Annotated in this window: 19 protein-coding genes; 11 read left to right on the top strand and 8 right to left on the bottom strand. The window is 74.5% G+C overall.

Annotated features, from left to right (window positions below; genetic code table 11):
• The first annotated feature begins 189 nt into the window (after positions 1–189).
• A complete protein-coding gene (locus BLW85_RS04050) occupies positions 190–2,649 on the top strand; it encodes a SpoIIE family protein phosphatase (RefSeq protein WP_074990700.1) in 2,460 nt (819 codons plus the stop codon).
• Between the two features lie 16 nt (positions 2,650–2,665).
• On the opposite strand, the gene BLW85_RS04045 is transcribed toward BLW85_RS04050, so the two are convergent.
• The 3 genes from BLW85_RS04045 to BLW85_RS04040 all read right to left on the bottom strand — a co-directional run bounded on the left by BLW85_RS04045 (position 2,666) and on the right by BLW85_RS04040 (position 4,818).
• A complete protein-coding gene (locus BLW85_RS04045) occupies positions 2,666–3,838 on the bottom strand; it encodes a PP2C family protein-serine/threonine phosphatase (RefSeq protein ID WP_239697591.1) in 1,173 nt (390 codons plus the stop codon).
• A gap of 127 nt (positions 3,839–3,965) precedes the next feature.
• Positions 3,966–4,121: a DUF6131 family protein gene (locus tag BLW85_RS38755; protein WP_143060409.1), complete on the bottom strand. Its 156-nt coding sequence runs from the start codon at positions 4,119–4,121 to the stop codon at positions 3,966–3,968.
• Positions 4,122–4,251: 130 nt separating this feature from the next.
• Positions 4,252–4,818: a TetR/AcrR family transcriptional regulator gene (locus tag BLW85_RS04040; protein ID WP_244174804.1), complete on the bottom strand. Its 567-nt coding sequence runs from the start codon at positions 4,816–4,818 to the stop codon at positions 4,252–4,254.
• Between the two features lie 292 nt (positions 4,819–5,110).
• Here BLW85_RS04040 and BLW85_RS04035 point away from each other — a divergent pair, with 292 nt between their 5' ends.
• From BLW85_RS04035 to BLW85_RS38255, 6 genes are all read left to right on the top strand, one after another.
• Positions 5,111–5,683: a (2Fe-2S)-binding protein gene (locus tag BLW85_RS04035; RefSeq protein ID WP_070024886.1), complete on the top strand. Its 573-nt coding sequence runs from the start codon at positions 5,111–5,113 to the stop codon at positions 5,681–5,683.
• Entirely contained in the window at positions 5,680–6,672 is a 993-nt protein-coding gene (locus BLW85_RS04030) for an FAD binding domain-containing protein (RefSeq protein ID WP_074990696.1), read from the top strand. Before BLW85_RS04035 ends, BLW85_RS04030 begins: the two co-directional genes overlap by 4 nt.
• A complete protein-coding gene (locus BLW85_RS04025) occupies positions 6,669–8,816 on the top strand; it encodes a xanthine dehydrogenase family protein molybdopterin-binding subunit (protein WP_074990694.1) in 2,148 nt (715 codons plus the stop codon). The genes BLW85_RS04030 and BLW85_RS04025 overlap by 4 nt, the downstream gene beginning before the upstream one ends.
• The gene (locus BLW85_RS04020; RefSeq protein WP_074990692.1) at positions 8,809–9,948 is read left to right on the top strand and encodes an XdhC family protein; all 1,140 of its coding nucleotides are present in this window, start codon (positions 8,809–8,811) and stop codon (positions 9,946–9,948) included. The genes BLW85_RS04025 and BLW85_RS04020 overlap by 8 nt, the downstream gene beginning before the upstream one ends.
• A 66-nt stretch (positions 9,949–10,014) precedes the next feature.
• Entirely contained in the window at positions 10,015–11,319 is a 1,305-nt protein-coding gene (locus BLW85_RS04015) for an FAD-dependent oxidoreductase (RefSeq protein WP_074990690.1), read from the top strand.
• Between the two features lie 58 nt (positions 11,320–11,377).
• On the top strand, positions 11,378–12,334 hold the full coding sequence (locus BLW85_RS38255) for a hypothetical protein (protein WP_070024891.1): 957 nt from the start codon (positions 11,378–11,380) through the stop codon (positions 12,332–12,334).
• A 6-nt stretch (positions 12,335–12,340) separates the two neighbouring features.
• Here BLW85_RS38255 and BLW85_RS04000 read toward each other — a convergent pair whose 3' ends face one another.
• From BLW85_RS04000 to BLW85_RS03985, 4 genes are all read right to left on the bottom strand, one after another.
• The gene (locus tag BLW85_RS04000; protein ID WP_070024892.1) at positions 12,341–13,912 is read right to left on the bottom strand and encodes a HAMP domain-containing sensor histidine kinase; all 1,572 of its coding nucleotides are present in this window, start codon (positions 13,910–13,912) and stop codon (positions 12,341–12,343) included.
• Positions 13,909–14,646 (bottom strand): response regulator transcription factor, encoded by a 738-nt coding sequence (locus BLW85_RS03995; RefSeq protein WP_070024893.1) that lies wholly within the window; start codon positions 14,644–14,646, stop codon positions 13,909–13,911. Before BLW85_RS03995 ends, BLW85_RS04000 begins: the two co-directional genes overlap by 4 nt.
• A gap of 73 nt (positions 14,647–14,719) precedes the next feature.
• Entirely contained in the window at positions 14,720–16,234 is a 1,515-nt protein-coding gene (locus BLW85_RS03990; RefSeq protein WP_074990688.1) for a streptophobe family protein, read from the bottom strand.
• Positions 16,235–16,317: 83 nt separating this feature from the next.
• Positions 16,318–18,537 (bottom strand): MMPL family transporter, encoded by a 2,220-nt coding sequence (locus tag BLW85_RS03985; RefSeq protein ID WP_074990686.1) that lies wholly within the window; start codon positions 18,535–18,537, stop codon positions 16,318–16,320.
• Positions 18,538–18,824: 287 nt separating this feature from the next.
• Between BLW85_RS03985 and rpmG the strand changes: the two genes are divergently transcribed.
• The 3 genes from rpmG (at position 18,825) to BLW85_RS03970 (ending at position 19,682) form a co-directional block, all read left to right on the top strand.
• The gene (rpmG, locus tag BLW85_RS03980) at positions 18,825–18,989 is read left to right on the top strand and encodes a 50S ribosomal protein L33 (protein ID WP_070024896.1); all 165 of its coding nucleotides are present in this window, start codon (positions 18,825–18,827) and stop codon (positions 18,987–18,989) included.
• A gap of 200 nt (positions 18,990–19,189) precedes the next feature.
• On the top strand, positions 19,190–19,447 hold the full coding sequence (locus tag BLW85_RS03975; RefSeq protein ID WP_074990684.1) for a DUF6400 family protein: 258 nt from the start codon (positions 19,190–19,192) through the stop codon (positions 19,445–19,447).
• On the top strand, positions 19,434–19,682 hold the full coding sequence (locus tag BLW85_RS03970; RefSeq protein ID WP_070024898.1) for a hypothetical protein: 249 nt from the start codon (positions 19,434–19,436) through the stop codon (positions 19,680–19,682). The genes BLW85_RS03975 and BLW85_RS03970 overlap by 14 nt, the downstream gene beginning before the upstream one ends.
• Before the next feature lie 24 nt (positions 19,683–19,706).
• Here the strand turns inward: BLW85_RS03970 and BLW85_RS03965 are convergent, their stop codons facing one another.
• Positions 19,707–20,522 (bottom strand): SGNH/GDSL hydrolase family protein, encoded by an 816-nt coding sequence (locus BLW85_RS03965; RefSeq protein WP_070024899.1) that lies wholly within the window; start codon positions 20,520–20,522, stop codon positions 19,707–19,709.
• 353 nt (positions 20,523–20,875) lie between these two features.
• Here BLW85_RS03965 and rox point away from each other — a divergent pair, with 353 nt between their 5' ends.
• Positions 20,876–22,303: a rifampin monooxygenase gene (gene rox, locus BLW85_RS03960; RefSeq protein ID WP_070024900.1), complete on the top strand. Its 1,428-nt coding sequence runs from the start codon at positions 20,876–20,878 to the stop codon at positions 22,301–22,303.
• Positions 22,304–22,329: the final 26 nt, after the last annotated feature.

The following is a 22,329-nucleotide window of genomic DNA, read 5'->3' as shown; positions in this document are numbered from 1 at the left end:
CGCGGGGCACCTGGTGCGCGATCGTTACCGGAATGTCAGTACGGACCGCTCAAAAAAGGCTGCCGAGCCCCAGGTGGGCCGCACGGACGGGGGGAGGGGCGCGGGCGCGGGGGAGCCCGGCGGGCCGGGGGCCGGGACCCCGCCCACCGGGGGGTTAAACCAGTCGATACTGGTGTAAAAGTGAGACTGATGGAACCAGTGCGCAAGAGCGACACCGCGGACACGACCGCGGGGTCGGCGGATCTGTTCGACGCGTCTGCCGACGCGGCCGCGGTGATCCGTGACGACGGCACCGTGGTCGGCTGGACCCGTGCCGCCGAGGCACTGCTCGGCTACCCCGCGCCGGAGGTGGTCGGTGGCTCCGCCGCCCGGCTGCTCGCCATGCCCGCGGACCCGGCGCGGACCGCGGGGATCGCGGAGCGCTGCCGCGGCGGGAACGGCTGGAGCGGCCAGATCCGGGTGCGGCACCGCGACGGCCACCCCCTCGACGTGCGGCTGCGCGTCTCGGCCGCCTTCCGCATGGGCGGACGCGTCTGCTTCCTGGCCTCGGCCGGCGCCGAGCGCCCGCAGTGGACGATGGCCCAGTCCGTCCTCGACGGGTTCCTGACCCGCTCGCCGGTCGGCATGGCCGTACTGGACCGCGAACTGCGCTACGTCTGGCTGAACGACACCCTGGAGCGGATCGGCGGGGTGCCCCGCCCGGAGCGGCTGGGGCGGCGGCTCGGCGACCTGCTGCCCGGCCTGGAGGGCGAGGCCCTGGAAGGGCTGATGCGCAAGGTGATCGCCACCGGCGTGCCGGTCACCGACTACGAGTACGCCGGCTGGAGCTGGGCCGACCCGCACCGCAGGCACGCCTACTCGACGTCGTTCTTCCCCCTGGTCGACGCCGACGACGCCGTCACCGGCGTGTGCACCATGGTCCTGGACGTCACCGAGCGCTGGGTCGCCCGGCGGCTGCTGTCGATGGTCAACGAGGCCGGGGCCTGCGTCGGCACGACTCTCGACGTGACGCGGACGGCCCAGGAGCTGGCCGACTTCACCGTCCCCCGCTTCGCCGACTTCGTCGCCGTCGACCTGCTCGAACCGGTGCTCGGCGGCGAGGGCCCCGGCACCTGGCCGGTCGGAGCGGGCCCGGCTTCCACCCGGCCCGCGATGCGCCGCGCCGCGCTGTCCTCGGTGCGCGAGGGCTGCCCGGAGGCCGTCCACCGGGTCGGCGAGCGGGTCGGCTTCCTCGCCGCGCCGTACGACACCCGGACCCTCGTCCAGGACGACCCGCTGTTCGTGCCGGTCCTCGACCCGGAACAGGGCCCCTGGGTCACCGCCGAGCCACGGCGCGCCGAACGCATCCGCGCGTACGGCCTGCACTCCCTGATCGTGGTCCCGCTGCGGGCCCGCAACACCGCCCTCGGCCTCGTCACCTTCGCCCGTTCGACCAACGCGGTGCCCTTCTGCTCCGACGACGTCCTGCTGGCCCGGGAACTGTCGGCGCGGGCGGCGGTCTGCCTCGACAACGCCCGCCGCTACACCCGGGAGCACACGGCCGCCCTCACCCTCCAGCGCAGCCTGCTGCCCCCGTCCCTCACCGGCGGCACCGCACTGGACGTGGCCTCCTCCTACCTCCCGGCCGACCCGGCGGGCGGCGTCGGCGGCGACTGGTTCGACGTGATCCCGCTGTCCGGGGCGCGGGTCGGGCTGGTCGTCGGGGACGTGGTGGGCCACGGCATCGGTGCCGCGGCGAGCATGGGCCGGCTGCGCACCGCCGTGCAGACCCTCGCCGACATGGAGCTGCCCCCCGACGAACTCCTCGCCCACCTCGACGACCTGGTGCTCCGCCTCGGTGCCGAGGACAACGGGTCCGGGGCCGCCGCGCAGAGCACGGCCGCCTTCACCGGGGCGACCTGCCTGTACGCCGTCTACGACCCGGTCAGCCGGCGCTGCACCATGGCCCGGGCCGGCCACCCGCCGCCGATCGTCGTGCCCCCGGACGGGCCCGCCCACTTCCCGGAGATCGCCGCCGGGCCCCCGCTGGGCCTGGGCGGCATGGCGTTCGAGACCACCGAGATCGAGCTGCCCGAGCACAGCCTGCTGGGCCTGTACACCAACGGCCTCATCCAGGCCTGCGACGACGTGGAACGCGGCATGTCCCGGCTCGCCCGGGCCCTCACCCGTGCCGCGCCCGACCTGGAGACGCTGTGCGCCGAGGCCGTGAGCGAACTCGTCCCGCGGCCCCAGCCCGACGACATCGCCCTGCTGCTGACCCGCACCCGCGCCCTGGGCACCGACCACGCCGTCTCCTGGGACGTGCCCGACGATCCGGCGGCCGTCGGCGAGATCCGCGCGCTGGCCGCCCGGCAGGTGACGGAGTGGGGCCTGGCCGAGCTGGTCATGACGACGGAACTCCTGGTGAGCGAGCTGGTCACCAACGCGATCCGGTACGCCGCCCCACCGATCCGGGTACGGCTGCTGCGTGACTCCCGGCTGACCTGCGAGGTCGCCGACGCCAGCAGCACCGCGCCCCGGCTGCGGCACGCCCGCAGCACGGACGAGGGCGGCCGCGGCCTGTTCCTGGTCGCCCAGCTCTCCCACCGCTGGGGCGCCCGCTACACCGGCGAGGGGAAGATCATCTGGGCCGAGCAGGAGATTCCGTAGGAAAGCGATGGCCCGGCTAGGAGTCGGACGAGTCGTCTACGGCCCGCGGGCCGCCGCCGAGCAGGCAGGCGGCGAGGGCGGCCGTGTCGTCCTGGAGGCGGTCGCCGCTGTAGTCCAGCAGATCGTGGTGGAGCCGGTCCAGCAGGGCGCGGGGCTCCAGCGGGCCCCACGAACGCAGCCGCCGCGCCAGCGGGTAGAAGACGCCGTCCGCGTCCCTGGTCTCGGTCACCCCGTCGGTGTACAGCAGCAGTTGCTCGCCGGGCCGGAAGGGATAGCTGTCGATGTGGTGCGCCTCCGCGATCAGCATCCCGAGGTTCAGCGGTGGGCCCGACCGCCCGCTGTCCAGCTCCCGCACCTCGCCGGGGCGGACGAGCAGCGGCGGCGGATGGCCGCAGTTGACGACCCGGACGACCCGGCCGTCGGCCGGGATCTCGGCGAAGACCGCGGTGATGAACCGCTCGCCGGTCTCGCTGCCCCCGATGTGCACGGCCCGGCGGGACACGCTCTGCTCCATGCGCCGGGCGAGGGCGGCGAGGTCGGGTTCGTCGTGCGCGGCCTCGCGGAACGCGCCGAGCACCGCGGCGGCCGTCTCGACCGCGAGCAGGCCCTTGCCGCGCACGTCGCCGATGAGCAGCCGGACGCCGAAGGCGGTGGGCACGGCCTCGTACAGGTCGCCGCCGATGCGCGCCTCGGCGGCCGCCGAGAGGTAGAAGCTCTCCAGGCGCAGATTGCCGATCCGCCGCGGCAGCGGCCGCAGCAGGACGCGCTGCGCGATGTCGGCCACGAACCGGACGTCGGCCAGGGTGCGTTCACGGTGGACCCGGTGGGCGGCCAGGATCGTGCCGAGGGCCCCGACCAGGACGGTGCACACGTAGTCGGCGACGTAGTGACGGTCCCACAGATAGCCGACCGAGCGGCCCGCGCAGCACGGGGTGCCGGCCAGGACGCCCTCCAGGACCACCGCCAGGACCGTGGCGCCGGCGACGACGAGGGGGCCGTGGGCGAAGGCGGTCACCAGGGGGAGGGCGACCAGCAGAAAGCTCACCGGCCAGTCGACGGGGGTGAGCGGTTCGAGGATCAGGACGACCGCGACGTAGCAGACCGGGAGCCAGCGCGTCCAGGCCGTCGGGACCGGCGGCCCGGTCCGCGTGGCGGCACCGGCCACCGGCTGGCGACGTGGACTACGCACACGGGACTCCTGTCACGGGCTGGACCGGGATCCAGCCTGGTGCGCGGGTCCACGCCGCACCGGTCATTGCTCCACTCAGCGGCATGTTCCGCTGCCGGGGTCCCCCGGCACGGGCCGGGGGACCGGTTCACCAGTAGTGCCGCCGGCCGGCGACCGCGTGACCCATCGACCCCAGGATCCACAGGATCGCGCCGACCACCAGAAGGATGATCCCGATGGTCCACAGAATGGATATCCCGGTAAGGAATCCGACGATGAGCAAGATGATGCCTAGGGCGATCATGGCCCGCCTCCTGTCGACGAACGTTCCTGGTGACCGGGTGCCCCGAAGTGCGCCGAGTCATCATGCGGGCGCCGAAATTCTGGTCGGGCGTGCCGGGCGGGGACACCGCGGTCCGCGCGCGGCGCGGTGGTCACCGTCCGGGCGCGCGGCGCAGGCCGTCCATGACGAGGTCGAGGAGCCGGGTGGCGCGGGGCCGCCAGTCCTCGTGCGGGTCGAGCTGCCACAGGCCCGCTATGGCGAGCATGAAGTCGTCGGCGGTGACGCCGGGCCGGATGGTGCCGGCCGCCTCGCCGGCCCGCAGCAGGAGTTCCGCCGCGTCGGACACCGGGGTGTGCGCGGGCTTGGCCGGGCCGCCCGGGGCGCTGGTGGCCTGCCGGATCGCGTCCGCCAGACCGGCCTTGGTCATCGCGAACTCGGAGAGCCGGTCCATCCAGGCGCGCAGGGCCCGGTCGGGGGGCAGGGTCTCCAGCAGCCTGGTCGCGCTGTCCGCCACGTTCCCCATCTCGTGGCGGTAGATCTCCAGGACCAGCGACTCGCGGTTGGGGAAGTTGCGGTAGAAGGTGCCCTGGCCGACGCCCGCCTTGCGGGCGATGGCGCTCAGCGGGGCCCCGGCGCAGCGCGACAGTTCGGCGAGGGCCACCTCCAGGATGCGCTCGCGGTTGCGCTGCGCGTCCGAGCGCCGTGGTGAGTCCTGCATGTGCGGCACCCGTCCTCCCCGAGGGTCGTGGCCGAACCTCGCCCTTGCTAAGCGGACAACTGTCCATTACGTTTCCGGAGTAACGGACACTTGTCCGGTTGAAGTCCACGATAGCGGCCGGACCCGCCCCAGCGGCAGACACCGGCCCCCGTTCATCCTCCCGGTATCCGCACCCGCGCCCCCCGCGCTCCCGCCCCCAGCACGCTCGCACCGCCCGGCGGCCCGTCCGCCGGTCCGTCCGCTCCCGTACAAGCTGCCCGCCGGCCGCTCCGGAAATGCGAAAGAAGCTGCCATGGCCACCTCGACGTCCAGTGTCGTCACCCTGCACATCAACGGCGAGAAGTTCACACTGCCCGTCGACCACCGCACCACCCTGCTCGACGCCCTGCGTGAACGCCTCACCCTGACCGGCACCAAGAAGGGCTGTGACCAGGGCCAATGCGGCGCCTGCACCGTCCTGCTCGACGGGCGCCGGACCGTCGCCTGCCTGCAACTGGCCGTGGCGGCCGAGGGGCGGGAGATCACCACCATCGAGGGCGTCGCGGAGGGCGACCGGCTGCATCCGGTGCAGCAGGCCTTCCTCGACCTCGACGGATTCCAGTGCGGCTACTGCACACCGGGGCAGATCTGCTCCGCGATCGGGGCGCTCAGGGAGCACGCGGAGGGGCGGCCGAGCGCCGTCACCGACGACATCCGGCCCGAGGCGGGACCGCCGCCGCTGACCCCCGAGGAGATCAGGGAGCGCATGAGCGGCAACCTGTGCCGGTGCGGTGCCTACGTCGCCATCGTGGACGCCGTGGCCAGGGCGGCGGCCGACCCGCGGACCAACGGTGGCGCGCTCGTGTCCGAGGAGGGTGTGGCATGAGGGAGTTCGACTACCAGCGGGCCGCCGATGTCGCCGGTGCCGTCGCCCTGCTCGGCGCCGACCCGGACGGCCGCTACCTCGGCGGCGGCACCAATCTGGTCGACCTGATGAAGGCGGGCGTCGAACGCCCCGGCCGGCTGGTCGACATCCGTGAACTGCCCCTCGACCGCGTCGAGCCGACGCCCGAGGGCGGGCTGCTCATCGGTGCCACCGTCACCAACGCGGACCTCGCCGCCCACCCCGAGGTGCGGCGCCGCTACCCGGCGCTGGCCCACGCCCTGCTGGCCGGCGCGTCCGGACAGCTGCGCAACATGGCGACGGTCGGCGGCAATCTGCTCCAGCGCACCCGCTGCGGCTACTTCACCGATGTCACCGGGCCCTGCAACAAGCGTGTGCCCGGCAGCGGCTGCCCCGCGCTGGAGGGCGAGCACCACAATCACGCCATCCTCGGCGCCTCCGGGAGCTGTGTGGCCGTCCACCCCTCGGACATGGCCGTCCCGCTCACCGCCTTCGACGCCGTCGTACGGTTCGAAACCGCCGACGGGCCGGGCGAGTTGCCGCTCACGGAGTTCTACCGGCCCGTCGGCGACACCCCGCAGCGCGAGACCGCGCTGCCGGCCGGCGCGCTGATCACCGGCGTCGTCCTGCCGCCCGCGCCGGTCGCCGCCCGCTCCCGCTACCGCAAGGTGCGCGAGCGCGCCTCCTACGCCTTCGCCATCGGCTCCCTCGCCGCCGCGCTCGACGTCCGCGACGGCGTCGTCCACGAGGCGCGTCTGGCCTTCGGCGCGGTCGCCTCCCGGCCCTGGCGGGCCCGCGCGGCCGAAGACGTGCTGACGGGGGCGCCGGCGACCCCCGAGACCTACGCCGCCGCCGCGGACGCCGAACTGGCCGCGGCGCGCCCGCTGCCGCACAACGGATACAAGGTGACCCTGATGCGCAACCTGGTCGTGGCCGTGCTGACCGAACTCGCCGAGGAGGCCGCCCGATGACCACCGCCGCCACCCGCGAGACCGAGACCCGCGCGCCCTCCGTCGGCACCGCCCGCAGCCGCGTGGAGGGCAGGGAGAAGGTCACCGGCGCCGCCCGGTACGCGGGCGAGATCCCCTTCGCCGGCCTCACCCACGGCTGGCTGGTCCTCTCCACGGTCGCGCACGGCCGCATCCGCGACCTGGACACCGACCCGGTCCTCGCCATGCCGGGCGTGCTCGCCGTCCTGGACCACCGCAACGCCCCGCGCCTGAACACCGACTTCGCCGGCCTGCTGGGCATGCGCCCCGACCCGACCTGCGCCGTCTTCCAGCACGACCGGGTGCCGCACCGGGGCTGGCCGGTGGCGCTCGTGGTGGCCGAGACCTCCGAGCAGGCCCGGGAGGCCGCGGAGTCGCTCGTGGTCCACTACGAGGAGGAGCCCCACGACACCGACTTCGGCGCGGACCGCCCCGACGCCTACCGGGTGGACGGCTTCATGCCCGCGCTCACGGAGAAGGGCGACCTGGAGGCACGGCTCGCCGAGTCCGCCGTCGTGCTGGACGCCGAGTACACCACCCCCGAAGAGCACCACAACCCGATGGAACCGCACGCGGCCACCGCCCACTGGGACGGCGACCGCCTGGAGGTGTTCGACTCCAACCAGGGCGCCACCTGGGTCGTCGGCGACCTCGCCAAGCTCTTCTCGATCGATCCGGCCAGTGTGCGGGTGCGCTCCGAACACGTCGGCGGCGGCTTCGGCAGCAAGGGCGTGCGCGCCCACCAGGTGGCCGCCGTGATGGCCGCGAGCGTGCTGCGGCGCCCGGTGCGCGTGGTGATGACGCGCCGGCAGATGTTCACGCTGATCGGCTACCGCAGCCCCACCGCCCAGCGGATCAGGATCGGCGCCGACGCCGACGGCCGGATCCGCGCCCTGGAACACCGCTCGCTGAGCGCCACCTCCACCGTGTACGAGTTCGTGGAGCCCAGCTCCGGGGTGGCGCGGGTGATGTACGACGCGGACGCCCACCGCACCGAGAACCGCGTGGTGCGCCTCGACGTGCCGTCCCCGACGTTCATGCGGGCCCCCGGCGAGGCGCCGGGCTCGTTCGCGCTGGAGTCGGCGATGGACGAACTCGCCGTGGCGTGCGGGCAGGACCCGGTCGCCCTGCGGCTGCGCAACGACGCCGAGCGCGGGCCGGTCTCCGGGCTGCCGTTCGCGAGCCGGCGGCTGGCCGACTGCTTCCGGGAGGGCGCTCGCAGGTTCGGCTGGGCCGACCGCGACCCGCGCCCCGGACTGCGCCGCGACGGCCGCTGGCTGCTCGGCACCGGCACCGCGTCGGCCTCCTTCCCCGCGGGCGTGGCGCCCTCCACGGCGACCGTGACCGCGCATCCCGACGGCCGCTTCACCGTGCGGATCGCCGCCGCCGACATCGGCACCGGGGCCCGTACCGCGCTCACCCTGGTCGCCGCGGACGCGCTGGGCGTCGACCCGGAGCGGATCCATGTGCGCATCGGCGACAGCGACTTCGGGCCGGCGATGATCGCCGGCGGCTCCATGGGCACCCGCTCCTGGTCCTGGGCCGTGCAGACCGCCGCCCAGGAGGTGCGCGAGCGGCTCGCCCTCGGCACCGACATCCCGGCGGAGGGGATCACGGTCCGCGCCGACACCGCCGAGGCCGTCGGCGCGCTCACCCCGGCCGAACGGCACTCCTTCGGCGCCCAGTTCGCCGAGGTGGCGGTGGACCCCGGCACCGGCGAGGTGCGCGTGCGCCGGATGCTGGGCATCTTCGCGGCGGGCCGGATCGTCAACCCGCTCACCGCGCGCAACCAGCTGCTCGGCGGCATGATCTGGGGCATCTCCATGGCCCTGCACGAGGAGGCGGTGCGGGACCGTGCCTCGGGCGGCCTCGTCGGCGCCGATCTCGCCGGCTACCACGTGCCCACCCACGCCGACGTGCCACGCATCGAGGCCGACTGGATCGACGACCCGGACCCGAACGACCCGGTCGGCATCAAGGGCATCGGCGAGATCGGCGTCGTGGGTGCAGCGGCGGCCGTCGCCAACGCCGTCTGGCACGCGACCGGCGTACGCCACCGCGCCCTGCCCATCCGGCCGGACCGCGTCCTGTCGGCGGCCGCGCGGGAGGGAGCCCCGGATGCTTGACCTGGCCGCGGAGCTGACCGGGTGGCTGGGCGAGGGCCGGGAGTTCGCCGTCGCCACCGTGGTCTCCGTCGGCGGCAGCGCCCCTCGCGACCCCGGCGCCGCGCTCGCCGTGGACCGCGCGGGCACCGTCATCGGCTCGGTCTCCGGCGGCTGCGTGGAGGGCGCGGTCTACGACCTGTGCCAGGAGGCGCTGGAGACCGGGCGAAGCGTGGTCGAGCGGTTCGGCTACAGCGACGAGGACGCCTTCGCCGTGGGGCTGACCTGCGGCGGGGTGATCGAGGTCCTGGTCACCCCGGTGGGCGCGCAGGCGCCCGCCCGGGCGGTCCTCGCGCAGGCCCTCGCGCTGGCCGCCGAGGGCGGTCCCACGGCACTCGTCCGGGTCGCCCGCGGCCCGGACGGTCTGCTCGGCCACGCCCTGCTGGTGCGGCCCGACGGCCCGTACGAGGGCACCCTCGGCGGCCACGCCGACCTGGACCGGACCGCGGCGGCCGAGGCCCGCGCCCTGCTGGAGGCGGGGCGCACCGGCACGGTGGAGGTCTCCGCGGACGGCTCGCACTGCCCCGGCGGCCTCACCCTGCTGGTCGAGTCGGACGTGCCGCCCCCGCGCATGATCATCTTCGGGGCGGTGGACTTCGCCGCGGCGCTGGCCCGGGCCGGGAAGTTCCTCGGCCACCATGTGACCGTCTGCGACGCCCGGCCCGTCTTCGCCACCCCGGCCCGCTTCCCGGACGCCGACGAGGTGGTGGTCGACTGGCCGCACCGCTATCTGCGGCGCACCGCGACCGACGCCCGCACGGTGCTGTGCGTGCTCACCCACGACGCGAAGTTCGACGTACCGCTGCTCAAGGTGGCCCTCGGCATGCCGGTGGCCTTCATCGGCGCGATGGGCTCGCGGCGCACCCACGAGGACCGTGCCCGGCGGCTGCGCGCGGAGGGCGTGAGCGAGGCGGAACTGGCCCGGCTGCGCTCGCCGATCGGCCTCGACCTCGGCGCCCGCACGCCCGAGGAGACGGCCCTGTCGATCACGGCGGAGATCGTCGCGGCCCGGCGGGGCGGCACCGGGGTCCCGCTGACCGGCGGGCGGGCCCCGATCCACCGGGACCGGCCGCCGGCCGTCGCGGCGGGGGTGTGAGCGGGCGCCTTCGAGGGTAGTTATTCATCACCGGATGAATAACTGCTCGGGCGAAGGGCAGGAGCGATGGACACACGGGACAGGACCACGTGCTGCGTCGTGGGCGGCGGCCCCGCGGGCATGGTGCTCGCACTGCTGCTGGCCCGGTCCGGCGTCGAGGTGACGGTGCTGGAGAAACACGCGGACTTCCTGCGGGACTTCCGCGGCGACACCGTCCACCCCTCCACCCTGGCGCTGCTGGACGAGCTGGGCCTGGCCGAGCGCTTCGCCCGGCTGCCGCAGCGCCGGGTGCGCACCGTCCGGCTACCGGTCGACCCCGGCCGCCCGGAGGTCACGGTCGCCGATCTGTCGGTGCTGCGCGGCCCCTACGACTACGTCGCGATGGTGCCCCAGTGGGACCTGCTCGACCTCCTCGCGGACGAGGCCCGCCGCGAACCCGCCTTCGAGCTGCGGATGAACACCGAGGCGACCGGCTTCCTGACCGAGGGCGGGCGGGTGACCGGCGTGCGCTACCGCACCGCCGACGGCCGCACCGGCGAGCTGCGCGCCCTGCTCACCGTGGCCTGCGACGGCCGCGGCTCGCTCGCCCGCACCCGGCCGGAGCTGCGCCTGCGCCGGTTCGCCTGCCCGATGGACGCCTGGTGGTTCCGGCTGCCGCGCCGCGCGGAGGACCCCCGAGGCCTGGTCGGCGGAGCGGGCGACCGCTTCCTCACCGCGATGATCGACCGCGGCGACTACTGGCAGTGCGCCGCCCTCATCCCCAAGGGCACCGACCAGGCCCGCCGCGCCGCCGGGCTCGACCGGTTCCGGGCCGAGTTCACCGCCGCCGTCCCCTGGCTCGCCGAGCGCACCGGCGCCCTGCGCTCCTGGGACGAGGTCAAGCTCCTCGACGTACGCCTGGACCGGCTGCGCCGCTGGCACCGCCCCGGCCTGCTGTGCATCGGCGACGCGGCCCACGCCATGTCCCCGGTCTTCGGCATCGGCATCAACCTCGCGGTCCAGGACGCCGTGGCCACCGCCCGCCTCCTCGCCGGACCGCTGCGCCGCGGCACCGTGCGCCCCCGCGACCTGCGCGCGCTCCAGCGCCGCCGCCGGCCCACCACGGTCGTCACCCAGGCCCTCCAGCGGGCCGCCCACGCCCGGATCATCCGCCCCGTGCTCCAGGGCCGGCCGCCCCTCGGCGACGCGGACCGGGCGCGCCGCGTCGCCCGGCTGCTCGCCGGCTCCCCCCGGCTGCGCCGGCTGCCCGCCTACTTCATCGCGTACGGCGCCCGGCGCGAGCGCCCGCCCGCCGCGGCCGTCCGCGCGGGACGCGGCACGGACGGCCGGCACCCGGGAAACCGGCGGGCGGCGGCCGGTGAGCCGGGGTGATCCATAACGATCTCGGCGGAAACCTTGTGCAATGCCCGCACGCCCCTAGCCTCCCTGCATGGCTTTTCTTTCAGGTCGCCGCCGAAGAACGCGGCTGGCTCCCGAACTTGACGACCAGGAGCTGGGCAGACTGCTCAAATCCCTGCGGGCGACCACACGGACGGGGACGATCGCCACGACCGACCTGTGCGCGGCGCAGATCACCCGCGTACTGGACCACGAACCGGGCGAGTGGGACCGTCGCACCCACCGGCTGGACGTCCTGTCCGCCTTCATGACGGACTCGCACCTGCCCGGGGCCTGGGCCGCCCGGGAACCGCGCAATCCGGACGCGCTGGTGCTGCACGCCTGGTCACAGGTGATGCGCGCCCGCTCCGAGGGGCGCCCGGAGAACGCCTCGGCGGCCACCGACCTCTGCCTCAAGGCCGCCGACCTGGCCCCCGAGGACCCCGCCCCCTGGATCGTCCTGCTGGCGGTGGCGCGGCTGCAACGCTGGGCACAGCCACAGGCGTTCGGGGTGTGGAACGAGGTGCTCGCCCGCGACCGCTGGAACCGCGAGGCGTACCTCACGATGCTCGGCTACCTCAGCCCCGAGGAGGGCGGCTCACGCATCCAGGTGCTGGAGTTCGTGGACACCCTGAGCGCCCGGATGCCGGCCAACGCCCCCTGCGCGGCCGTCGAACTCACCGCCCAGGTGCTCCAGTACCACTCCGTCCTCGGCCGGGGCGGGTTCGAGGCGCTGGTGGCGCGCAACCACTGGTCCCACGCCATGGCCGTACGGGCCCTCGACCGGGTGGCCCACACCTGGAACCAGCCCGGCTTCCTCCGGCACGCCAGGGCCCTGGCCGACCTCAACCTGCTGGCCTACGCGCTGATGGCCGCCGACCGCCGCCGCGATGCCGCCGCGCTCTTCGAGACCATCGGCGGCATCGTCACGCCCTGGCCCTGGAACACCGGCGGCGATCCGCTCACCGAGTACGACCAGGCGCGGCGCAGGGCCACCGTCGGTCTGTGACGGCGGTCAACTCCCGGACACCGGAGGGGAGTCCCCGGGGTGCGCGTCCGCCGCGAGGGCGCGTTCCAGAAGCGGCAGCAGCACCCGGAACGTGCAGCCCTCGCCCGGTGCGGTGCGCAGCTCGATGCGCCCGCCGTGCGCCGCGACCAGGGCGTGCGCGATGGCCAGGCCGAGCCCGGAGCCCCCGCCCAGGGCACGGGTGCGGGAGTCGTCGGCGCGGTAGAACCGGTCGAAGACACGGGCGCGTTGCTCCTCGGTCAGCCCCGGGCCCCGGTCGGCGACCTCCAGCACGGCCGCGTCGTCCGCCGTGCCGACGCCGATCCGGACGGGGGTGCCGGCGGGGGTGTGCGCGACGGCGTTGCCGACGAGGTTGGTGACCACCTGGCGCAGCCGTGCCTCGTCCGCCAGGGCCGGTGCGGTGCCGGGCCGCCCGCCGCCCGGGCCGGTGAGCGTGACCGGACGGGTGGCGTCCAGGGCCCCCAGGTCGTGCAGCGCGTCGGCGGCGAGGGTGCGCAGATCCATCGGCGCCAGATCGAGCGGGAAGACCGGGTTGCCGGCCGGGCCGTGCACGGTGTCCTCGTCCAGCCGGGCCAGGAGCAGCATGTCCTCCACCAGCCGGGTGAGGCGTTCGGACTCCTGGGCGATCCGGGCCATGGTCTGGTCGATGTCGCCCCGTGAGGCCAGGGCGCCCATGCGGTACAGGTCGGTGTAGCCCTTGATGCCGACCAGGGGGGTGCGCAGTTCATGACTGGCGTCGGCGAAGAACCGCCGCATCCTCGACTCGGCCTCGGCGCGGGCCTGGAAGGCGGTGTCGATCTGGGCGAGCATCTGGTTCAGACAGGCGGTCAGCCGCCCCACCTCGGTGCGGGGATCGGCGAGTTCGGGCACCCGGTGGGCGAGGTCCCCGGCCGCGATCCGGTTGGCGGCCTCCTCGATCCGGGTCAGGGGGCGCAGCCCGGAGCGCACCGCGAACCGGCCGGCCACCGCGAGCACCGCCACCAGCACGAGCCCCGCGGTCAGCGACAGACCCCGGGTCTTGGCGACGGTGCGGTCGACCTCGTCCAGCGAGGTGGCCACGACGACGCTGCCCGGCGTGGCGGTGGCCCCGGCCGGGATGCGCTGGTCCGGCTGGACCACGGCGAGGACCCGCCAGGCGTGGTCGCCGTCGCGCGAGGCCACCGTGAACGGACGACCGCCGTGCGCCAGTACCGCCCCGCGATCCAGCCGGGGCAGATCCGGCACCCCGCCGGACGGTGTCGCGTGGGCGTCGAAGGCCCGGCGGACGGTGCCGCGGTCGTCCACGTAGGTCACGGACGTCTCCCGCAGCAGGGACACGGCCTTCGCCACCCGGGTGGCGTCGTCGCCGGACGGCGGGGTCAGCCGGGCGGCGATCTGCGCGGTCAGGGAGAGCCGCTCGTCCACCCGGTCCTGGAGGTAGCCGTGCAGCGAGGTGGTGACGATCACGCCCGTCGCGCTCAGCCCCACGGCGACCAGCGCCGTGGCCAGGCACAGCAGCCGGGTGCGCAGCGAGGTGCGGTGCAGCAGCCGGCCGGGCAGGGCCAGCGGGTGGCGCCTCACGGCCGGGGCCCGCGCACGACGTAGCCGATGCCCCGCACGGTGTGGATGAGCTTGGGCTCCGCGGCGTCGATCTTGCGCCGCAGATAGCTGATGTACGTGTCGACGATGCTCGGATCGCCCCCGAAGTCGTACTCCCACACGCTCTGCAGGATCTGCCCCTTGCTCATCGTCCGCCCGGCGTTCGCCATCAGGAAGTGCAGCAGCCGGAACTCGGTCGGGGACAGCCGTACGGTCCGCCCGGCGCGGGTGACGTGATGCCCCTCGGGCACGAGTTCCAGATCGCCGACGACCAGCCGGGCCGGCGCCTCGCCCCTGGTGCGGCGCAGGACCGCGTTGATCCGTGCGATCAGCTCCTCCAGGTCGAAGGGCTTGGTGACGTAGTCGTCGGCGCCGAGCCGCAGTCCGTCGAGACGGTCCTGACGGGTCTCGCGCGCGGTGACGAACAGCACCGGCACGTCGCCGCCCCGCCCGGGCAGGGACCGGGGCAGGGCACGCAACCGGCGGATGACCTCGAAACCGTCCATGTCGGGCAGCATGACGTCGAGCAGGACCAGGTCCGGCGGGCACTGGACGGCCAGGTCGAGGGCCTCCTGCCCGGTCGCCGCCGCGTCGACGTCGAAGCCCGCGTAGCACAACGCCGTGCGCAGCAGCTCCCGGACGGTGGGCTCGTCGTCCACCACGAGCAGATGGTCCTGGCTCGTCGTGGAGCGTCCGGTGGAAGTCGGTGTCGCCATGTGCGGAGTGCTGCCTCGCAGACGTCGGAGAAGGGGAGGCCGGGTGAGGACCCCGGGGGACCGGGGCCCTCATTCATGAGACCACACCCGCCCGGGGGGACGATTCGGCCGTCATGGTGCGGCGGCGCAGGCCCCGCCGGGGCGGACCCGGCACCGGGGGCCGGCGCGCGGCCCGCAGTCCGTGCAACCGGCTGCCCGCGTACGACGCGGCGGTGGCCGTCACGAATCCGGTGAGGGCGCTCAGCCGCACCGCCGCGTCCAGACCGGCCGTCACCGCGCCCATCTCGCCGCCCATCACGTTGATGCCCATCCGCAGCGAGACCTGGGCCGTCAGACAGCACAGCAGGACCGCCGCGGCCACCGCGACGCCCGTCCGCAGCGCCAGCTCCAGATGCCGGCCGAGCAGGGCGTCCGCCTCCTCGCGCGCGGAGCGAGCCGGTGTGCGGCCCGCGATCAGATATCCGGCGAGCACCAGCAGGACCAGCAGCAGCACCAGCCCGATCAGCCACAGCGGCGCACCGGCGCCGGACCAGTCGCCCACGGCGACGGACCTGTCCTTGCCCGCGCCGCCGGCACCCGCCCCACCGCCGAGCATCCCGAGCATCCCGCCGCCGTCGCCCTGCTCGCGCCGGAAGGCGGCCTCCCATGACGCACCGAGCCCGGAGGTGAGCAGGACGGCGAACAGACCGGGCCCGGCCAGCAGCAGCGCACCGGCGGCCCGGGCCACCTGCTCCCGGCCGGCCGGCGACGCCGCCCCGGCCAGCACCGCCAGTGCGAGGACCAGACAGCACGCCACGGCGGCCATCCCGGTCAGCGTGGAGACCACGGGGTGCCACTTCAGGCGCATCCGGCTCAGCGCCACCGGCCGGGGCAGGCTCGTACGCCGTGCCGCCACACAGCCGATCCCCAGCACGGCACACACCCCCAGCAGCCCGAGGAAGGTGGTGGCCACGACATCGGAGTGGAAGACCACCGAGGAGAACGCGCCGCCCAGGCCCTTGCCGGAGCCGCCCATGCCCGCGCCGAGGCCCCCCAGGCCGCCCATGCCCCCGCCGCCCGCCTTGGCGCCGAGCCGTTCCGTCACCGAGTGGGGCATGCGTGCCGTCCCCCGGCCGAGCAGCGCGAGGACCGGCAACAGCACGGCGGCGGTGGTCAGCGCCCCGCCCGCGCGGGCCCACAGCAGGGCCGGGACCGGGCGGGCCCGGCGGCGCAGCGGCCGGAAGAACACCGTCCCCAGGACGGCCATGCCCAGGAACGTCAGCATCAACGGCAGGGCCCGCACCTCCCCGTCGACGCTCAGGCCGAGACCCCCGCCCGCGCCGCCCAGCGCGCCGAGCAGCCCGCCGCCGGCCGCCGGGGCGGCCGAGGGAGCGGACTCCAGGCCCACCGCGCCGCCGAAGGCCATGCTCAGCACGGTGGGCACGAGCCGGGACAGCGGTGCGATCGCGCCGGCCCCCAGGGCCAGCAGCCCCGCCCAGGCGGTGACGGCCATCACCGCCGTGGCGGCCAGGACGGCGAGGGCTCCTTCCAGGGCATGGCGCCACGGTCCACACGGCGGGGCGGTGCCGGGCTGCGGTGAGGCGGGCATGGGCTGACTCCTCTGCGGGGGACGAACGGACGGAGCGAAGGGGGACGCACGGACGGTGCGAAGGGGGCGGGTACCGCGGGTGGTCAGGCTCCGGGACCGGGCCGGCCCGCCTCGGCGGTCTCGTCGAAGTGGACGGCCCGCTCCGCGGGGGCGGGCGCCGCGGCCGCTTCCAGCCGTTCGCCCTCCACGTCCAGGTTCGGCACGAAGCGGTCCAGCAGCCGCGGCAGCCGCCAGGCACGGTCGCCGAGCAGGGCGAGCACCGCCGGCACGATCGCCATCCGGACGACGAACGCGTCGAAGAGCACCGCGATCGCGAGGCCGAACCCGATGGTCTTGAGCATCTGCTCGTCCGAGCCCATGAAGGCGGCGAACACCGAGATCATGATCACCGCCGCGGCGACGACGACCCGCGCGCTGTGCCGGAACCCGTCCGCGATCGCTTCGTGCGGCGTGCTGCCGTGGACGTACGCCTCGCGCATCCGCGTCACCAGGAAGACCTCGTAGTCCATGGCCAGACCGAAGACCACGCCGACCATGAAGATCGGCATCATCGACATCACCGGGCCCGGCTGGGCGACTCCGAAGAACTGCGCCAGCCAGCCCCACTGGAACACGGCGACGACCGCGCCCAGTCCGGCCAGGACCGACAGCAGGAACCCGAGCGCCGCCTTGAGCGGGACGAGCAGGGACCGGAAGACGGCGATCAGCAGCAGGAACGCCAGGCCCACCACGAGGGCGAGATAGGGCAGCAGGGCGTCGGACAGCTTCTGGGACACGTCGGCGTTCATGGCGGTGCTGCCGCCGACCAGGATCCGGGCGTCCGCCGTGTGCGCCAGGCCCGGGTCGCGCAGGGCGTTCAGCAGATCGGAGGTCTGCTCGCTGCCGGGCGGGCTCGCCGGTACGACGTTGAGGACGGCGGTGTCACCGGACTCGCTGAGCCGGGGCCGTCCCACCGAGGCGACGTCGTCCAGTCCGCTCACCTGGTGGGCGGTCTTCTCGGCGGCGGCCTTGGCGGGGCCGCCGGAGGCGGACTGGACGACCACGGTCAGCGGGCCGTTGAAGCCGGGTCCGAAGCCCTCGGTGACCAGGTCGTAGGCCTTGCGCTGGGTGGTCGACACCGGCTGGCTCGCGTCGCCGGGCAGCCCCATCTGGAGCGAGGCGACCGGAACGGCCACCGCGGCCAGCGCGGCGACGCCGGTCAGCAGGACGGCGACCGGCCGGCGGACGACGAAGCGCGCCCAGCGCACCCCGAGGCCGTCACCGGCCGTACGGCCCTTGCGGCGGCGCGGCGGACGCGTCGGACCGATGCGCCGGCCCGCGATGCCGAGCAGCGCCGGGATCAGGGTGAGGGCGATCAGCACCGCGAGCACCACCGTGCCCGCCGCGGCGAAGCCCATCTGCGTGAGCATCGGGATGTTCACGACCAGCAGTCCGACCAGCGCGATCACCACGGTGGTGCCGGCGAAGACCACGGCCGACCCGGCCGTGCCCACCGCGTGTGCGGCAGCGTCCTCGCGGTCGCGGCCGCGGGCGAGTTCGGCGCGGTAGCGGGAGACCACGAACAGCGCGTAGTCGATGCCCACGGCAAGGCCGATCATGGTGGCCAGACCGGTGGTCGTGGTGCCGAGACCGAGCGGGGCGGACAGCGCCTTGATCACGCAGGCGCCGGTGCCGACACCCAGCAGGGCCGTCAGCAGCGGCAGCCCCGCCGCCACGAGCGAACCGAAGGTGAGGACCAGGACCACCGCGGCCACCGCGAGGCCGATCGCCTCCTTGGAGTGGCCGCCGGCCGTCACCGCCGAGACCGCGTTGCCGCCCGCCTCCACGGTCAGCGTGGACGACCGGGCGTCCTCCACGGTCTTCAGCAGCGCCGACCGCGAGGAGTCCTCGAGGTGCGAGGTGGACACCTCGTAGGAGACCTGGCTGTAGGCGGTCGAGCCGTCCTTGCTCACCGAACCCGTCCGGAACGGATCGGTCGCCTGGCTCACCTGGGGGTCCGCGCCCAGCGCGCGGACGGTGGCCTCCACTTCCCGTTTGGCCTGGGGATCGGAGATCTTCCCGTCCTTGACGTGGAACACCACCCGGGCCGTGGCGCCGTCGGCGTGCAGCCCGGGGAAACCGTCCTGCAGCAGGTCGGAGGCGTGCTGTGCCTCCGTGCCCGGCATGGAGAAGTCGTTGGGGGGCGCGGGTGCGGCGCGGGCGGCGAGCAGGCCGGCCAGCACCAGCAGGCCGGTCCACACCACCACCACGAACCAGCGTTTCCGGAAGGAGAACCGGCCCAGCTTGCAAAGGAACGAGGCCACGGGGGCGACTCCAGATCACGTCGTGCTCTTCGGGGAGCGCCGAGCCTGGCAGTGCCCGCTGTCCGGTTCCGGAGAGATCCTGGGAGTTCCCGGAGAGTCCGGCCCCGATGCCGCCCGCGCCGGGCGTCGACCGCGGGAATTCCACAGAGAACTCCCAGCGGGAGGGGACCGCCGGGCCGGACCCTGCGAGGGAATATCCCGGCCCCCGGCCCGGTTGACTCGCCTGATTGGCATGCCCGGGACATAGCCCGAGGAGGGCGGAGGCCGGGCGGAAAGGTAGCAAGGTCATGGCACGCAGCACCGCGCGTCCCGTCGTCAAGCTGAAGTCGACCGCCGGGACCGGCGTCACCTACGTGACGCGGAAGAACCGACTCAACGACCCCGACCGGCTCGTTCTGCGCAAGTACGACCCGGTCGTCGGGGAGCACGTCCCCTTCCGTGAGGAGCGCTGACGCTCCGCGAGGAGCACTGGGCCCGTGACGAGGAGCGCCGAGCTCCCGAGGAGGACACCGGCCCCGCTCACCCGGTGGTCGAACGGCCCGGTTCCGCGAACGTGCGGCACCGGGCCGTTCGCCGTCCGTGCCGCCGACCCGCTGTGAGGTCCCCCACCCACCCTTGCCGCAGCGGAGAAGGGCTCCCTAAGTTCGTACGTATGTCCGCAAATGACCCCGCCCCCGCCGCCGACCCGGTCGAGTTCTCCGTCGACCTCACCGCCCACGAGATGCTCCGCCGGGCCCACGTCATGGACGCCGTCGCCCCCGCCTGGGACCCCGTCGAGGCGCTGCGGGACGAGGACGCCGCCCGCGACCTGCTCTACTCCGGCCTCGACGAGGAGCAGCAGCGCATCTACGACGAACTGGTCGCCGCCGGTGTCCTGCCCGAGCGCGGAGACGGCCGTGCTGCCGCTTGATCCGCACGCCGACATCGGCCGCCGCGCCTGGGTGACCTGCCCCAACTGCGCGGACCACCGCGGCTGCGCCACCTGCGAGGAACGCCGCAGGTGCGGCAGGCACTGGCGCTATCTGCTGTCCAACACCGGCAGCGTGCTCCACCTCCAGTGCCCCACCTGCACCCACGTCTGGGACCACGAGACCGGCTTCGGCGCCACCCGCGGCCGTCCCGACCGGGCCCCCGGCGACCGCTGACGGCGGCGCCCCGCCCGGGCCGGCTCAGGCCGTGCGCGTGAACAGGGGCAGATAGCCGAGGGACTGCCCCGAGGCCGTGGGGTGGTACGACTGCGTCAGGTCCAGCAGGTCGACGCTGCGCATCCAGGGGCCGGCCGAGCAGATCTCGTGCCCGCTGAACGCCTTGCGGGCGTCGGCGAACGTGAAGCCGTGCCGGCTGGCACGCTGGGCGATCAGGCTGTCGAGGTGGTCGATGGCCGCGTTGAGCGCGGCCCGCTCGCTGTCGTCGAGCCCGCGCGCACAGGTGCCGTGCAGCTGGTAGAAGTGCGGATACCCGAGCACCACGACATGGGCGGACGGCGCCTTGCTCCGGATCGCCGAGTAGAGCCGGTCCAGGTTGGCCGGCAGGTTCTTGTCGACGTAGTCGCGCGCGTTGCCGATGGCGGACATGCACGTGGTGGTGCCGGGCAGGGCGCAGATCCCCATGACCTTCGCCCAGCTCGCGTCACTGCCGCCGGCGGTGATGCTGACCAGGTCGGTCCGGGCGTCGAGCGGCCCCAGCTGCTTGGCCAGGACGTCGCCGGTCTTGGCGCCGTTGCAGGCGACGAAGGCGAAGGACGAGGCGTGGGCCGACGCCCACAGCGCGGGGTACGCCTTGCTGCTGCGCAGGCATTCCGCGCCCGAGCCGAGATAGCTGCCGGCGCCCACCCCCGCCGAGTACGAGTCCCCGAGGGCCACATAGGCCACGGCCGTCCTGCCGGGCGCTCCCTGCGCGGCCGGAGCGGTCGTCGGACCGGTGAGGGCGCAGGCGCCCGCGAGGAGCACGGCGGCGGCCCAGGACTGGATGCGGAACGGTCTCATGCCTCCCGTTTATCGCGGACCCCCGCCACCGCCGCCTCGTCACCGTCCGCGACCTTGACAACGCGCTGCGTCGATGCTTCCGCGGTGATCGCCCGGCGGCGAAAGGCCCCCCGCCCGCGCCCCGCCGGCCGTGCCCCGCCCGGCGTTCACCCGAAGGGACGTCACCCGTACGGCCCAGCGAAACCGGGGAGGCGAACAGAAAAGGCAAGGAGCGCGTACTCCTTGCCACTCTCAACATATAGCGGGCGGGGGGCCTTGCGGCAAGCCCCCGTACGCGGCGCACAATCACCAGCCTGAACGGCGGGCCGCCGGTGGCAGCGCGGTCCGTGACCTGGGCACATGGGGGGATTTTCGTGATCGACGTGATCATCGCGGGCGGCGGACCGACCGGACTGATGCTCGCCGCGGAGCTGCGGCTGCACGGCGTGCGCACCGTGGTGCTGGAGAAGGAGACGGAGCCGACCGAGATCGTCCGGTCGCTCGGCCTGCACGTGCGCAGCATCGAGGTGCTGGACCAGCGCGGTCTGCTCGACCGGTTCCTGGCGCTCGGCCGGCGGCATCCGCTCGCCGGCTTCTTCGCGGGCATCCGGAAGCCGGAGCCGCAGGGCCTGGACACCGCGCACGGGTACGTCCTCGGCATCCCGCAGCCCGTGACCGACCGCCTGCTGGCCGAGCACGCCGTCGAGCTGGGCGCCGAGATCCGCCGCGGCAGCGAACTGACGGGTCTGAGCCAGGACGCGGACGGGGTGAGCGCCGAGCTGGCCGACGGCACCCGGCTGCGCTCGCGCTATCTCGTCGGCTGCGACGGCGGCCGCAGCACGGTGCGCAAGCTGCTCGGCATCGGGTTTCCGGGCGAGCCCTCGCGGGTCGACACCCTCCTGGGCGAGATGCGGCTGACGGCGTCCCCGGAGGAGGTGGCCGCCGTGGTCGCCGACGTCCGCAGGACCCAGTTGCGCTTCGGCGCCATGCCCATCGGCGAGGGCGTGTACCGCGTCGTCGTACCCGCCGACGGGGTGGCCGAGGACCGCTCGGTCCCGCCGACGCCCGAGGAGGTCCGAGCGCAGCTGCGGGCCGTCGCCGGCACCGACTTCGGCATGTACGAGCCGCGCCGGCTCGCCCGCTTCGGCGACGGCACCCGGCTGGCCGAGCGCTACCGGGACGGCCGGGTCCTGCTGGCCGGCGACGCGGCGCACGTCCACCCGCCGATGGGCGGGCAGGGGCTCAACCTCGGCCTCCAGGACGCCTTCAACCTCGGCTGGAAACTGGCCGCCGAGATCGCCGGCTGGGCGCCCGCGGACCTGCTGGACACCTACCACCGCGAGCGGCACCCCGTGGCCGCCGACGTACTGGAGAACACCCGGGCGCAGATGGAGCTGGTCTCCCTCGAACCCGGTGCCCGGGCGGTGCGCCGGCTGGTGACGGAGCTGATGGACTTCGAGGAGGTGAACCGCCACCTCACCGAGAAGATCATCGCGACCGGGATCCGCTACGACGTCGGCGAGGGCCACGACCTGCTCGGCCGGCGGCTGCCCGACATGCCGCTGAAGCACGGCCGCCTCTACGAGCTGATGCGCCACGGCCGCGGCCTGCTGCTCGACGGCACCGGCCGCCTCTCGGTGACCGGCTGGGCGGACCGGATCGACCATGTCGTCGACGCGAGCGAGCGGCTGGACGTCCCCGCGGTGCTGCTGCGCCCGGACGGCCATGTGGTCTGGGCCGGCGAGGACCCGGCGGACCTGGCCCGTCGGCTGCCGAGGTGGTTCGGCGCGCCGCTCGCCTAGAAACGCCGGCGGCCGGCCCGCCCGGC

Origin of the sequence: Streptomyces misionensis (assembly GCF_900104815.1) — a bacterium.
Classification (GTDB): domain Bacteria; phylum Actinomycetota; class Actinomycetes; order Streptomycetales; family Streptomycetaceae; genus Streptomyces; species Streptomyces misionensis.
Note: the sequence above shows the minus strand (reverse complement) of the source record. Positions and strands in the feature narration are given on the sequence as shown.

Coding starts and splice junctions, on each gene's coding strand:
- BLW85_RS04050 (WP_074990700.1), top strand. CDS start 190: ATGGAACCAGTGCGCAAGAGCGACACCGCGGACACGACCGCGGGGTCG.
- BLW85_RS38755 (WP_143060409.1), bottom strand. CDS start 4,121: ATGATCGCCCTAGGCATCATCTTGCTCATCGTCGGATTCCTTACCGGG.
- BLW85_RS04040 (WP_244174804.1), bottom strand. CDS start 4,818: ATGCAGGACTCACCACGGCGCTCGGACGCGCAGCGCAACCGCGAGCGC.
- BLW85_RS04035 (WP_070024886.1), top strand. CDS start 5,111: ATGGCCACCTCGACGTCCAGTGTCGTCACCCTGCACATCAACGGCGAG.
- BLW85_RS04030 (WP_074990696.1), top strand. CDS start 5,680: ATGAGGGAGTTCGACTACCAGCGGGCCGCCGATGTCGCCGGTGCCGTC.
- BLW85_RS04025 (WP_074990694.1), top strand. CDS start 6,669: ATGACCACCGCCGCCACCCGCGAGACCGAGACCCGCGCGCCCTCCGTC.
- BLW85_RS04020 (WP_074990692.1), top strand. CDS start 8,809: ATGCTTGACCTGGCCGCGGAGCTGACCGGGTGGCTGGGCGAGGGCCGG.
- BLW85_RS04015 (WP_074990690.1), top strand. CDS start 10,015: ATGGACACACGGGACAGGACCACGTGCTGCGTCGTGGGCGGCGGCCCC.
- BLW85_RS38255 (WP_070024891.1), top strand. CDS start 11,378: ATGGCTTTTCTTTCAGGTCGCCGCCGAAGAACGCGGCTGGCTCCCGAA.
- BLW85_RS03995 (WP_070024893.1), bottom strand. CDS start 14,646: ATGGCGACACCGACTTCCACCGGACGCTCCACGACGAGCCAGGACCAT.
- BLW85_RS03990 (WP_074990688.1), bottom strand. CDS start 16,234: ATGCCCGCCTCACCGCAGCCCGGCACCGCCCCGCCGTGTGGACCGTGG.
- rpmG (WP_070024896.1), top strand. CDS start 18,825: ATGGCACGCAGCACCGCGCGTCCCGTCGTCAAGCTGAAGTCGACCGCC.
- BLW85_RS03975 (WP_074990684.1), top strand. CDS start 19,190: ATGTCCGCAAATGACCCCGCCCCCGCCGCCGACCCGGTCGAGTTCTCC.
- BLW85_RS03965 (WP_070024899.1), bottom strand. CDS start 20,522: ATGAGACCGTTCCGCATCCAGTCCTGGGCCGCCGCCGTGCTCCTCGCG.